The 12,907-nt window shown below is 55.8% G+C and carries 12 protein-coding genes and 1 pseudogene; 1 reads left to right on the top strand and 12 read right to left on the bottom strand.

All coding sequences use genetic code 11. The features are described 5' to 3' along the window. Nucleotides 1-26 precede the first annotated feature (26 nt). The 10 genes from AC1ME2_RS02540 to atpD all read right to left on the bottom strand — a co-directional run bounded on the left by AC1ME2_RS02540 (nt 27) and on the right by atpD (nt 9,479). On the bottom strand, nt 27-869 hold the full coding sequence (locus AC1ME2_RS02540) for an NAD-dependent protein deacetylase (RefSeq protein ID WP_480439122.1): 843 nt from the start codon (nt 867-869) through the stop codon (nt 27-29). A gap of 1,924 nt (nt 870-2,793) precedes the next feature. Next, nucleotides 2,794-3,675: a F0F1 ATP synthase subunit gamma gene (locus AC1ME2_RS02535; protein WP_480439120.1), complete on the bottom strand. Its 882-nt coding sequence runs from the start codon at nt 3,673-3,675 to the stop codon at nt 2,794-2,796. Continuing rightward, entirely contained in the window at nt 3,672-5,219 is a 1,548-nt protein-coding gene (locus AC1ME2_RS02530; RefSeq protein WP_480439118.1) for an alternate F1F0 ATPase, F1 subunit alpha, read from the bottom strand. The genes AC1ME2_RS02535 and AC1ME2_RS02530 overlap by 4 nt, the downstream gene beginning before the upstream one ends. Further along, complete coding sequence (locus AC1ME2_RS02525; RefSeq protein WP_480439116.1) at nt 5,216-6,040, bottom strand: F0F1 ATP synthase subunit B family protein; 825 nt, start codon at nt 6,038-6,040, stop codon at nt 5,216-5,218. Before AC1ME2_RS02525 ends, AC1ME2_RS02530 begins: the two co-directional genes overlap by 4 nt. 3 nt (nt 6,041-6,043) lie before the next feature. Beyond that, nucleotides 6,044-6,325 carry a F0F1 ATP synthase subunit C gene (locus AC1ME2_RS02520; protein ID WP_219060682.1) on the bottom strand — a complete coding sequence of 94 codons (282 nt, stop codon included), beginning with the start codon at nt 6,323-6,325 and terminating at the stop codon, nt 6,044-6,046. An 18-nt stretch (nt 6,326-6,343) separates the two neighbouring features. Next, nucleotides 6,344-7,045 (bottom strand): F0F1 ATP synthase subunit A, encoded by a 702-nt coding sequence (locus AC1ME2_RS02515; protein ID WP_480439115.1) that lies wholly within the window; start codon nt 7,043-7,045, stop codon nt 6,344-6,346. Then, nucleotides 7,035-7,334, bottom strand: coding sequence for an N-ATPase subunit AtpR (locus AC1ME2_RS02510; RefSeq protein WP_480439113.1), 300 nt, complete (start codon nt 7,332-7,334; stop codon nt 7,035-7,037). The genes AC1ME2_RS02515 and AC1ME2_RS02510 overlap by 11 nt, the downstream gene beginning before the upstream one ends. Continuing rightward, complete coding sequence (locus AC1ME2_RS02505) at nt 7,327-7,662, bottom strand: AtpZ/AtpI family protein (protein ID WP_480439111.1); 336 nt, start codon at nt 7,660-7,662, stop codon at nt 7,327-7,329. Before AC1ME2_RS02505 ends, AC1ME2_RS02510 begins: the two co-directional genes overlap by 8 nt. Further along, complete coding sequence (locus tag AC1ME2_RS02500; RefSeq protein WP_480439110.1) at nt 7,655-8,044, bottom strand: F0F1 ATP synthase subunit epsilon; 390 nt, start codon at nt 8,042-8,044, stop codon at nt 7,655-7,657. The genes AC1ME2_RS02505 and AC1ME2_RS02500 overlap by 8 nt, the downstream gene beginning before the upstream one ends. Next, nucleotides 8,034-9,479 carry a F0F1 ATP synthase subunit beta gene (gene atpD, locus AC1ME2_RS02495; RefSeq protein ID WP_480439109.1) on the bottom strand — a complete coding sequence of 482 codons (1,446 nt, stop codon included), beginning with the start codon at nt 9,477-9,479 and terminating at the stop codon, nt 8,034-8,036. The genes AC1ME2_RS02500 and atpD overlap by 11 nt, the downstream gene beginning before the upstream one ends. Nucleotides 9,480-9,875: 396 nt before the next feature. On the opposite strand from atpD, the gene AC1ME2_RS02490 reads away from it, so the two are divergent. After that, entirely contained in the window at nt 9,876-10,895 is a 1,020-nt protein-coding gene (locus tag AC1ME2_RS02490; protein ID WP_480441965.1) for a branched-chain amino acid aminotransferase, read from the top strand. A 142-nt stretch (nt 10,896-11,037) separates the two neighbouring features. Here the strand turns inward: AC1ME2_RS02490 and AC1ME2_RS02485 are convergent, their stop codons facing one another. Together AC1ME2_RS02485 and AC1ME2_RS02480 are read right to left on the bottom strand one after the other, a co-directional pair. Next, nucleotides 11,038-12,114, bottom strand: a complete 1,077-nt coding sequence (locus AC1ME2_RS02485; protein WP_480441963.1) for a methyl-accepting chemotaxis protein — start codon at nt 12,112-12,114, stop codon at nt 11,038-11,040. Between the two features lie 207 nt (nt 12,115-12,321). Beyond that, nucleotides 12,322-12,603 (bottom strand): annotated as a pseudogene (locus AC1ME2_RS02480) (PAS domain-containing protein); the annotation flags it as partial. Between the last annotated feature and the right edge of the window lie 304 nt (nt 12,604-12,907).

Genomic DNA, 12,907 nt, shown 5'->3' with positions numbered 1-12,907 from the left:
GTGAATCCGCGATCACCAGCGATGTATCAATCGCTCAGGCGCTCAACCAATCGAGGCAATAGCTGTTCGCAGGATGCTTCGATTTTCAGGTTCAGAAAATCGTCAGCGCGGGTCTTGCCGACGTTGAGGGCGATCAGCGGCTTGTGCTGGTCAGCCATCGCGCGGCATAACCGAAAGGCCGAATAGGCCATCAACGAGGAACCCACCACCAGCAATCCTGCGGCCTGTTCGACACCCCGTGCGGCCTTGGCGGCGGTGGCTTGAGCTACGTTTTCGCCGAAAAATACCACGTCGGGCTTTAGCCGTTCTCCGTCGCAGGACGGGCAGCGGGGCACTTGGAAGCGCGCTTCGAAAGCCGGGTCCAGCAACGTATCGCCGTCGGGTGCCTGGAGGGCATCGACACCCGACAAGTAAGGGTTTTCCGCTTCCATGACGATCTGGATCGCGTTGCGATCAATGCGCTGATCGCAATCCAGGCAGACGACCCAGTGCAGGCTGCCATGCAGCTCAATCACGTCGTGACTGCCCGCTTGATCATGCAGTGTGTCGACGTTTTGGGTGATGACCCCGGCAATAAGCTGCTTCGCTTGTAACGTCGCCAGGGCTTCATGGGCGGCATTGGGCCGGGCCCGTTGGATACATGGCCAACCCAGCATCGCTCGTGCCCAATAGCGCCGACGCGACGCCGGAGCACTGAGAAATTCCTGGTACATCATGGGCGCCTTGCCCCGACGCACCCCGTCACTGTCGCGATAGTCCGGAATGCCGGAGGGCGTGCTGATGCCTGCCCCCGTCAGGACCCAAAATGGCTTCTCGGCCATTAGCTGGTAAAGCGCCTCGAAACGCTCGCTGACCTGACTATCGATCATGTCGGAATCTCCCTGTTGCCTTGAGGGTTCATTATTTAAATGGCACCGCATCGCTCCTTACTAGTGGCGGGAGAGGACGTCTCAGCAGCGCTCGGCCTTCTTATCATCGATATCAAAGGCGCATTCCACCGAGCGTTTGTAGCTTCAAACCGGTTGCTCTGAGGGTATCGACCTGGTCAGTGATCATGGACGTTTTGCCGGTCGTAGTGGTGGGCTCACTGCTGTCGCGCCAACGTGATGATCTCGAGTCGACCCTGACCCGACATGGATCTGCTGGAGCCGTTCGATACCAGGCCCACCGAGATTAAGGTGTTGTTCGGCAATACGCTTGATTATGCACGCACCACTGAGCTGCGCGATTGCCTATCCGAATATTTTTAGGTGTCATTAATGTGGTTTTTGGCTGGACCGGTGTGTTTTCAATGAAGCCCTAAACCTAGCAGTTCTGCTAGGTAGACATCCACTCAACTCAGTTCAAACTGGATGCGTTGAATGGTATTGGCTTTTCAAGGAGAACCCCCTTGGCTATTGCTCCCGAAGAGTTGCTCTGTCGCTATCACTACGACCCGCTAGATCGGCTGGCGGGCGCGGAACCTCGGGGGCAATAGTGTGGAAAAGCCACAGCTACTTCATCGATTGAATGATTTTTCTTTATCTAACAGTAACTTTTTGGAGATTTTATGTCTAATGCAGATGGAATAATTGGAATGCCGGATTCTTGTAATCCAGGTGATCTTATAACGCTGACGAGCGAGGTGCACAGTAGTGCATTCAGCCATGGGAATGGGGCTACTATCCGCTTTGAGCTAAACGCGGACATGAGAATTTCCTTCTCAGCATTCATATCTTCTCCCCCTTCTCCCAAACCAATCCTTAGGTTCCTCGCTCCATCGGGCATTGCTGGTGGTTGCTCAGTGTTTCTGACTTATAATGATGGTACAGCCAATATAAGACTCGAATTAGGCTCCATCATTTTACGTACCTAAAGATGCTCCGACCAACTTGCCGCCACCGTGCGGCAAAATTGAAAATCTCATCAGGGTTTGTCGATGATTTAGCGATAAATATTGAGTTTACAACACCTTGTTGGGATTTTCAGCCCGATTTCCCTGTTACGCACGCAACTCACCCGGGTTCTACCCCATTTCCACGGACGGTTTTAAAAGAGTTGAAAACTTCAGATCCCTGAATTCATATGCATATTGCGTGGGGGATCCAGTGAATCGGGTCGATACGACAGGACACTTTAGTGGCTGCGCAATAATTCGAAAAATACCCCGCGCGTAGTCGAGATGGGGAGGGTATCCAGGCTCGCCAACTCAGCGTCACGTTCAATATTTAGTGCGGGGCGCAAAGGTGCTGTTTCAGCAGTAGCCCGTGGTGATAGCCTCATGGGGGATTTTACACCGTTTGAGAACATGCCTGATGTTATAGGGAGATTATTGGCAACCTTAAATCTGAAGATGTCGTGGCTTTTGGTGCAACTTCGTCACGCATGCTCAAGGCCGTAGGTAGTGCGAAAAATTCTTTAACTAGATCGTTAAATCCGGCGGCGCTAAAAAGTAATAACAAAGCGATCCAAAAGGCATGGGATGTTGCAACGGGTAAAATGCCTGGGACTACGCCTAGTCAGCTGAGAGCAATTGGCATAAAGGCCCCGTACGCTATTCCGCACGAGGTCGATTAGGACGACTTCGCCTCTCTTGATGAAATAAAGAAACGTTTCGGTCTGCGAGAGAAAGCAGTGGATACCCAAAAAGCATTCGAGAGAGGCTAGATTAGAGGCTCAGAGTCGGAGGGCACGTTTTCATACAATTGTGGATACGAACACAAGTACAACAACACCCTCGTTGTAACAGCCCCCTGCAGAAGCACGCACAGCGATGTCTGATTTCGGCCGAGGCTGTTCAAATGCAACGGAATGTTAGCGCTTACTCATGTTCAGCGCCTCAAAGCCGGAAATGACATCAAACAGTTCTTCGTCAATAGCGCCTTGGCGCAGACGATGGAAGTCCCGGCTAAGGTCTTCCAACAGCTCGCCGATGTTTTTTTCAGCGCGTTGCATGGCCGCAAGGCGGTTGGCATTTTCGCTGGCCAGCGATTCGGCGCAGGCCCGAAACAGCGAGACAAAAAGATACTCTCGGATTAAAGCCGGCAGCGTTTGCGCTGCGCCATTCATCACTTCGGGCAGGTTTTTGGTCGGCCAGTAGTTAGCCGCCAGATTACGCTGCCACAGGTCGTCCAGCGGCAATAGCCGCTGGCTTACCGGTTCATAAATCGCGCCTGATTGTGGACGGTTGTGGAACAGGTAAACCTGAGTGATCTCGCCCTGTTCGCAGCGGGTTTGCATTTCGATCAAAATCTGCCCGACCAGCGGTGTAATCGCAGTGATTGAGCCCGGGAGAACGAAGCTTTCGCCCAGATCCAAATCGCTGTCCGCCAGGCGCGACTGAATGCGCTCGCCGACCGCCCAGACTCTTTTTTCTCCTGGCAGCTTGCCCAGCTCATCGATGACGAAATCGACCAAAACATCGTTGAATTGGCCGACCAGCCCTTGATCCGAACCGAAGACGATAACGCCAATTCGCGCCTCTTTTTTCTGTACATCTTTGTCAACGGTCGCCTGACTCTGGAAGCATGCCATCAGGCCCAACTGTACGGTCCGATAGTAGTCATTCAGTGAGCTGACGGCGCTCTCGTATTGGCTGATGTTCGATGCGGCCATGGCTTTCATGGTGCGCACAACCGATTCGAGGTCTGCGGCGCCAGTGATTTTACGACGCAGGCTGGCGGGGGTGTCGCTCACGGCGCCTTCCCGGAGTCTGCAGGCGACTGCACGTGCGCCAAGGCATCGCGGGCGACCTGAATAATCACAGCCCGGTCGGCGTCACTCAGTTTTTTATCCCCATTAAAACGTGCTCTAACCTCTTCCGGGATAGCCCCTGTAGCCTCACACACCGCCTGCTGGGCCTGGGCCATCTGCTCAAGCGGCACAGTATCGAAGCACCCTGCAGTCAACGCCAGCAGCACCGCAATTTGCTCGGGCACGGACAGCGGCGCGAACTCTTGTTGTTTGAGGCACGCACGGATTCGCAATCCGTGGGCGATCAGTTTGCGAGTGTCTTCATCCAGACGGGCGCCAAAGCGGGAAAAGGTTTCAAGCTCCTCGAACTGGGCATAGGCAAGCTTGAGGTCGCCAGCCACGGCACGATAGACCGCCAGTTGCGCTTTGCCGCCAACCCGGGAAACTGATTTTCCGACATCGACTGCAGGCAGTACACCGAGCTCGAAGAGCGCTGGGGAAAGGTAGATTTGACCGTCGGTGATGGAAATCAGGTTCGTCGGGATATAAGCGGACATATCCTGAGCTTCGGTTTCGATGATGGGTAGGGCTGTCAGCGAGCCACCGCCCAGTTCAGGGCGCAAATGGGTCGCACGCTCCAGCAAGCGCGAGTGGATGTAGAAAATGTCGCCGGGAAAAGCCTCGCGACCTGGGGGTCTGCGCAGCAGTAGAGAGAGTTCACGGTAGGCCCGAGCGTGGTGGGTCAGGTCGTCGTAGACCAGCAGAACGTCGCGCCCTTGCTCCATGAAGTACTCGGCAATACTGGTCGCAGCGTAAGGCGCAATGTAGGCGAGGCCTGGAGGATCATTACCTTCGGTGACGACCACCACGGTATACGCTAGCGCGCCTTGTTCGCGCAGGGTGGCGATCACTTTGGCGACGCCGGAGGCCCGTTGGCCGATGGAGCAATACACGCAAAGAACGTTTTGATCGTGCTGGTTGAGAATGGTCTCCAGGGCGATTGCGGTTTTGCCGGTTTGCCGATCCCCGAGGATTAGTTCGCGCTGGCCGCGTCCGACCGGGATCATTGCGTCAATCACCTTGATGCCGGTTTGCATGGGCGCGGTAACCGGTGCCCGATCCATGATGGGCGCTGCTGGCCGTTCGATGGGCAGCCGGGCGCTGGCCAATACAGGCCCCAGACCGTCCAGTGGCCGCCCGGTAGGGTCGATGATACGACCGATCAGGCCATCGCCGACCGGTACATCTACCACGCGCCCACAGCGCTCGACCTCATCGCCGGCTTGCAGTTGCCAGTAGTCGCCGAGCAGCACGACGCCGATCTCGTCCTCGTCGATATTGAAGGCGATGCCATAGATATCGCCTGGGAACTTCACCAGTTCCTCGAAGCCGACACCGGGTAAGCCGGACACCTTGGCGATGCCGGACGCAATGCTGGTGACCCAGCCGACTTCTTTTGGTTTTAATTGATGTGAAAAGCCTTCCCGCGCCTCACCGATGACAGCAAAGGCGGTCGCCAAGACATCCTGAAGACGCTCAGTGCTCATGTCGCTTGCCCTTCGCTCAGGAGCGGGGACTTTGCTTCCGTCTGGGCGTGAGCCTGTGTCTGCGCCGTCGTGTCCAGCAGCTCGCTGATACCCTTTTCCATGGACGTCAGATACTCCGCAATACTCCAGGCCACTTTTTGCCCGGCTGCGCTGAGTTCGATACCGCTCACCAAGTCCGGGGCGGTCTCAAAGTGGACGACAGGGGTCGCCGCCAGGAGTGTGTTGATGGCTGCTTGCGTGGCGGTGCGTTGCGCCTCTGGCAACTCGAAGGCACTGCGTACGATGACCGGTTCTGCCGATGCCTTTAGCGCTGCCACCAAGCCTTGTTTTTCCTCAGTGCTCAACGCCTTCAGACGATTGACGAAGGTCTCGACCATGCGCGCTTCCAGAGTCGTCCCGGCCAGGTCTTTTAGCGTCTTGCGAGCAATGGCGAATACTTCTTGTTGAGTACGGCGGCCTAATTCGTCATGCAGGCGACGCGCTTCGCTGTGCAGGTTTTCCAGGCTTTTGGCACTCAGGGCGGTGGCGGCTTGGCGTGCGTCATTGAGGAGACGCTGGCGCTCTGCATTCGCCGCGCCTGCAGTCTGTTGCAAAAGCGTTGCGCGCTCTTTGTCGAACGTCACGTTTTTGTTGAGAAACTCGTCGCGCTCTTTACGGGCCTCGGCTTTTTTGGCCTCGGCATCCGCTAGTTGCGTCGCAATGAGTTGCTCTCGCGCATCGATAGCCGCAAGGATCGGGTGATAAAGGAAACGCTTCAACAACCACATCAGGACGAGGAAGTTGAGCGCTTGGGCGCCGACAGTGAACCAATCGATGAGCATGATCTATTTTCCGGCGACCTGGGCGATGGCGTGATTCCAGAACGGGTTGGCGAACAGAAGAATCATCGACACCACGAAGCAGTAGATTGCCACCGACTCGACCATGGCCAGGCCGACAAACAGCGTTCGAGTGATGGTCGCGGCAGCATCGGGTTGTTGCGCCAATGACGTTAACGCCGTTGCCACTGCGCGTCCTTCGCCAAGCGCGGGGCCGATACTGCCGATGGCGATGGTCAGCCCCGCAGTGATAATGGAAACCACTGCAATAATCGTCATGCTATCCATGGTAAATCCTTCCTGAGTTCAAGTTATCGAGTCGGGTACGGGGTCAGCTTCCGGCGTGCGTGATCGTGTCGCCGCCGCGATGTAAACCGCCGCCAGAATGCTGAAAATGTAGGCCTGGACCATGCCGGTCAACAATCCAAGCGCGCTGAGGGCAATGGGGAAGAGGAAGGGTGTGATGGTGAGCAGAATCGCCAGAATCATCGTGCCGCTCATCATGTTGCCGAACAGGCGGGCAGCCAGCGCCAGGGTGCGCGAGAGTTCGCTGACGATGTTGAAGGGCAGCATGATGACGGTTGGCTGCATATACTCACGCAGGTATTCACCTAGACCACAATCGGCGATACCGAACAGGGGCACGGCGATAAACACGCAGATTGCCAGCGCGGTTGTCGTCGACAGCGACCCGGTGGGTGGCTCATAACCGGGCATGATCGTAAATAGACTGGCACTCGCTACAAACAGAAATAGCGTTCCTACAAACCCAAGGTATTTGCGGGGTTGAACGAGGCCAACTTCACCTAACTGGGTGGTAATGCCAGTGACAATGATTTCCAGCAGATTCTGCCAGCCGCTGCGTTCCAGCCCACGGGACAGCCGGCGTGTCACCAGTGTTGAGCCGAGTACCAGGAACAGCATCAGCCCCCATGTGAAGGCGATGGTGGCGTTGATTTTGAAAAGACCGTATTGCCAATAAATGACGTCGTCCGGGCTAAGGTGCATGGCTGTCCTCCGTGAAAGCTAGGGCGGGTCGAGTCAGTCGTGTAACGAAAAACCGTGCCACGGTAAACCCGAGCAATGCACCCAGCCAACGCTGCCAGTCACTGCCGCAGGCGAAATAGAAACCGGCCAGCACGATGCCGGTTCGCAGCAGCAGGCTGGCGAAAAACCAGAGCGCCGCCCAGCGTGATGACGCCGCCTGACGAACCGTCCACCAAAGGCCCCCGAAAAAAAAAGCACCGAGCACAATCCCTGCAACAAGTGCCGGGGCCAGATTCAAAAAGTCACTCATCCTTATCAGACTCCTGATCGCGAATTTCCCGACCTTCCTTGGCAACCCAATGCCATGCATTGAAGCAGCCCAGTCCCAGTCCCAAGGCCAGCAGCGCGAGTGTCCACGAATGGCTGCCGGGGTAGTGCTTGTCCAGCCAAAACCCTAGCGCCGCGCCGAGCAGCGTCGGGAGGCTGACCGACCAGCCGATCAGCCCCATCATGCCAAGACCGGACCAGACCGTTTGATTGACCTGGCGCTGCGCCTTGAGCTTGCGCGCCGCCTTGACGCCGACTTGCTGGCTGAATTCATTGTTCTTGGCGGGTTTCTTTTCGTCTTGGTCATTCATGGTGCAGGGCCGCGAAACGGGTAATAAAACTTCCCTCCATCTTTGCCAGACTCGAACGCATCGTGCGCTCCTGCTCATCCAGATTGAGAAACTCCTGTTCGACAGCCTTGTGCAGTTTTTCCAGGTCCGTGCCGCCAATGGCATTGCGTACGGAAACGAGTACTTCGCTCCCGGTTTTGACCAATACCCCTTCGTCGACCGCCACACACACTTCGCCTTCGGCCGCAGTTTCGTAGATGAGAATGCCTGGCGCAAGAGCCGCCACGCAGTCCAGCCGCTGGGGCAAAAGGCCGAAAGAACCGTTGCGGGATTCGGCGACAATACGCAGCACATCGATCTTCTCGGCGAAGACCTTGAAGGGCAGCAGAATCTTAAGTTTCATGCGGGTTGACGGCATCGTTAGCCTCCGCAGACACGTTGGTCTCGGGCTTGGGTTTCGCCAGCGCTTCGTCAATGGCCCCGATCATGTACAGCGCACTTTCCGGCACATCCTTGAACTCATCGCGCAGAATCCGCTCGCAGCCATCCAGGGCGTCCTCAAGGCTGACCCACTTGCCTTCAAGGCCGGTAAATTGCTCGGTGGTGAAAAAAGGCTGAGTGAGGAAGCGCTCCAGCCGCCGCGCACGGGCAACCACCTTGCGATCCTCAGTTGATAGCTGTTCCAGGCCGAGCATGGCAATGATGTCTCTCAGGTCCGCGTATTGCGCCAGTGTGCGGCGGATTTCCTGGGCCAGCGCATAGTGCCGCTCGCCGATAATCCCAGGCGTGGCCATCTTCGAGTTCGACAGCAACGGATCGATGGCCGGGTACAAACCCTCACTGGCCCGCTTGCGAGACAGCACGATGGAGGCCGACAGGTGAGAAAAAGTATGCACGGCAGCGGGGTCGGTGAAGTCGTCAGCCGGTACATAGACCGCCTGAATCGAGGTAATGGCCCCGGTATCGGTGTTGGCGATGCGCTCTTCCAGTTGCGAGAGTTCGGTGCCCATGGTTGGTTGATACCCGAGACGTGACGGCATCTGGCCCATCAGCCCGGAAATTTCCATACCTGCCTGGATAAAACGAAAAATGTTATCGACAAGCAGCAACACGTCACGGTGCTCGTCGTCGCGGAAATACTCGGCCATGGTCAAGGCTGCGTGACCGACCCGAAAGCGCGCGCCGGGTGGCTCGTTCATTTGGCCAAAGATCATCACCATATTGTCCAGAACCCCTGCCGCCTTCATGTCACGGTAGAGTTCCTCGCCTTCGCGGCAGCGTTCTCCTATGCCGCAAAAGATGCTGACGCCTTCGGTCTGACCCACCATGTTATGAATCATCTCGGTCAGCAGCACGGTCTTGCCGACGCCGGCCCCACCGAACAACCCGGCCTTGCCACCCCGTTCCAGTGGCATCAACACGTCAATGACCTTGATCCCCGTCGCGAACACTTCGGTTTTGGTCGACCGGTTGGCCAGCGCAGGGGGCGCGCGATGTACGCTACGCCAGCCAACCTTGGGCGCTGGCAGACGGTCGATGGCATTGCCAAACACATCGAACATGCGTGACAGAATTTCTTTACCCACCGGGGCAAGCAAGGGGCCGCCGCTGTCCTCGACCCGCATGCCGCGGGCGAGGCCTTGTGTCGGTGTCAGGGCGATCCCACGTACACGATGGGCATCGAGTTGCTCCATCACCTCGATGATAATTTTGCCTTCCGTCCCTGTGCGCAACAGGGAATGGATTGGAGGCAGGTGGGCTTCAAAGCGAATATCAACGACGCTGCCCCGCACCGAAGCGACCACGCCTGTGTTCGATAAGCAGGCATTGCTTGTCATGCGCGTCCCTTATTTCCATTGTCAGCCGAGTACGGCACCGGGAAATCTCATTCTGAACGTGTACGTTCGGGCATTTCTTTGCAGCGGTTGCGCTTCGCGCGGGCTGATCAACGGTAGCAACCTATTTTTGCGCCAATAAACACAGGGTGCATAGACCTTGATCAAGTATCCGGTGAAAAACATCCGTTCGGTGCCCTGACCAAAGGTGAAGGGTGCCGTGCGAATGCCAAAGGGTGTATAGAGACAGGTACTGACGTCCGGTCACTGATGAGAGGTAAAGGAGGCGGTGTGTGTTCGTCCAGGCTGCGGTGAGTGCCTGAATAAAGTATTGTGGTTCCCGTCAGCAAATTGTCAGAAGCCTGGCGTGTCAGGCGTTGTTAAATGATCGAGGGTGTCATGGGTTACGAAAGCATAAAGTGGGACAAGCTGGGATTCGATTACATCAAGACAGATCTGCGCTATCTGTCTTACTGGCGTGACGGTGCCTGGCAGGAAGGCACCCTGACGGAAGACAACGTTTTGCACATCAGCGAAGGCTCGACAGCCCTTCACTACGGCCAGCAGTGCTTCGAAGGGCTCAAGGCGTATCGCTGCAAGGATGGATCGATCAATCTGTTCCGACCTGACCAGAATGCGCTACGCATGCAGCGTAGTTGCGCCAGGTTGCTGATGCCTCCTGTCCCTGCCGACGTCTTCATTGAAGCTTGTAAGCAAGTGGTGCATGCCAACGAGCGCTTCATACCGCCCTATGGCACAGGCGGGGCACTGTACCTGCGCCCCTTCATCATTGGGGTTGGCGATAACATTGGGGTGCGTACGGCACCTGAGTTTATTTTCTCGATTTTCTGCATGCCGGTGGGGGCGTACTTCAAAGGTGGCTTGAAACCGAACAACTTCGTGATTTCCAGCTATGACCGCGCTGCACCCAATGGCACCGGGGCCGCCAAAGTGGGCGGTAACTACGCCGCGAGCCTGATGCCCAATTCAGAAGCCAAAAAGCGTAACTTCGCCGACTGCATTTACCTGGACCCTCAAACCCATTCGAAGATTGAAGAAGTGGGGTCTGCCAACTTCTTCGCTATTACGCGCAATGATGAGTTCGTGACACCGAAGTCACCTTCGGTACTCCCAGGTATTACTCGCTTGTCGTTGATCGAGCTGGCGCAAACTCGCCTGGGCCTGAAAGTCATCGAGGGCGATGTGTTCATCGACAACCTTGGTGATTTCAAGGAAGCAGGCGCCTGCGGTACCGCTGCGGTGATCACACCGATTGGCGGCATCGAATACCAAGATAAGTTGCACGTGTTTTACAGTGAAGAAGAAGTAGGGCCTGTTACTCAACGGCTCTATAACGAACTCACTGGCGTGCAAACGGGCGATATCGAAGCACCTGAAGGCTGGATCGTGAAGGTCTGATCACAGGCCCCGCACGCACTGTATGGGCTCATCCACCCAGGTGAAGGTGGATGAGCAGCGGCGTCTATCGCCGGACAGTGAGTTCTGCAAAGGGCGACGTCATTTTACTGGCCTCTGCCAAGCATTGTGTTGCTGCAACGGGTCACCTGTTAAACCGTTCAACCAGCGCGCGCAAACCACGAGAGGTGTTTTCCAGTTCGTTGCCACGAATCACGGCGGCGTTTGCATTGTTCGCTGTTTTCTCAACGGTCCCTGCAACATTGTTGATCTGCCTGGCGATATCTTCAGCGACATGGGCCTGTTCTTCTGAAGCCGCTGCCATCTGATGACTCATGCTACTGATCCGCTCAACCGCCTCACGGATTCCTTGAAGCGCCTGTTGCGCCTCGATGACGTGCAGAACGCCGTGGTCGGCCTCGTCGATACCCAGTCTGGCGATGCTTACAGCCGCATCGGCACCCTTTTTCAGGGTTTCAATAACGCGTTGAATTTGCTGAGTCGACTCGCGTGTTTTGCCAGCCAAGGCACGTACTTCATCGGCCACGACTGCAAAGCCCCGACCCTGTTCACCGGCCCTGGCTGCTTCAATGGCCGCGTTGAGGGCCAGCAGGTTGGTTTGATCGGCGATGGATTGAATCATCCCGGCAGCGCTCATGATTTGCTGGGTTTCGTTGGCCAGGTTATCCACGGCATTGCTGATGTTGGTGACGGTACTCGCCAACAGTTGAATGGCTTTTCTTGATGTTCCGGCTACTTTATCAGCCTGTTGAGCCAGTTCATGTGCTGTTTGTGCTTCCATTGCGGTGTGTTGCACATGCCTGGACACTTCGTTGATCGACGCTGACATTTGAGTCATGGCGGCCGCCGTCATATCGGTTTCGGCTCTCTGTTCCAGCAAGGCCTGTTCAGTCTGGCTGGAAAGAAATGAGGAGTGGGCCGCCGCTTCAGACACCTGGGCAGCGAGATCGCTCAGGCGCGTGAGGGCTGTCTTAAGCCGCGCATCCTCACTGATCAGTATCATGTCCAGCTGCGCCGAGGGGCCATAGGCATCGCTATAAGTAATAGCACTCACCGGGTCTGTAAACGCGTCCGGGGCACTTTCAATAATGTGTTTTAGTTGCTGGCCAACCCGTTTATATGACCACGCACCTACGATTAAAAATAGCCCGGAGGTGACGACTTGGGTTGCCAGGCTGGGCAAAAAATTAGCAGCGCCCATAGCGATGATCGCTGCCGTGACGGGAAAAAGCATCTGTCCCGCAAAGGCCGCGATATGACGTCTTTTTGAAATGGCGCTTTTGCCCGTGCGCAGCCGCTCATAAAGCACTTGTGCGCGGTCTATTTGCTGCCGGGTCGGTTTGACTCTGACGGACTCATAACCTATTAATTTCCCCTCTTCCAGAATAGGGGTTACATACGCACTGACCCAATAATAATCGCCATTTTTACAGCGATTTTTTACAATGCCCATCCAGCTTTTACCCGCTTTCAAATAGCTCCACATGAGCCCGAAAACAGCGGAAGGCATATCAGGGTGACGCACCAGGTTGTGGGGGCTGCCCACTAACTCTTCCTGAGAGTAACCACTTATCTGGGCGAAATCGCCATTGCAATAGGTGATTTTTCCGCGGGTATCAGTTGCTGAAATCAGGCGTTGTTGAACAGGAAATAGTTGCTCGACAGTCGTGGTGGAGCGGGCAGTTCGCACGGGCAGGGTGTCCAGAAATTATGAGTATGTAATGGTGTAAAGCTACACGGTTTCAGGGTGACCCCTGACGAATGCGCGGGCTAAATACGTGCCTGTAACTGCACCGTGGGGATCAACGATAGATAGACGTTCAACAAAAGGTCTGTAGGCACATCGACTACAAAGATGGCCATTTGACACTTCTGTGTCGGCATTCTTTATTCGGCTGAGCGTTTTTATATAAGGCGTCAAGTCAAGGAGGTGAGGGGTGACCTTTTTCTCAGGAGAGAAGCTTAACTATTAATCTAGGCCGATATACAGCGCC

This window comes from Pseudomonas sp. ASL9, from assembly GCF_056680335.1.
Note: the sequence above shows the minus strand (reverse complement) of the source record. Positions and strands in the feature narration are given on the sequence as shown.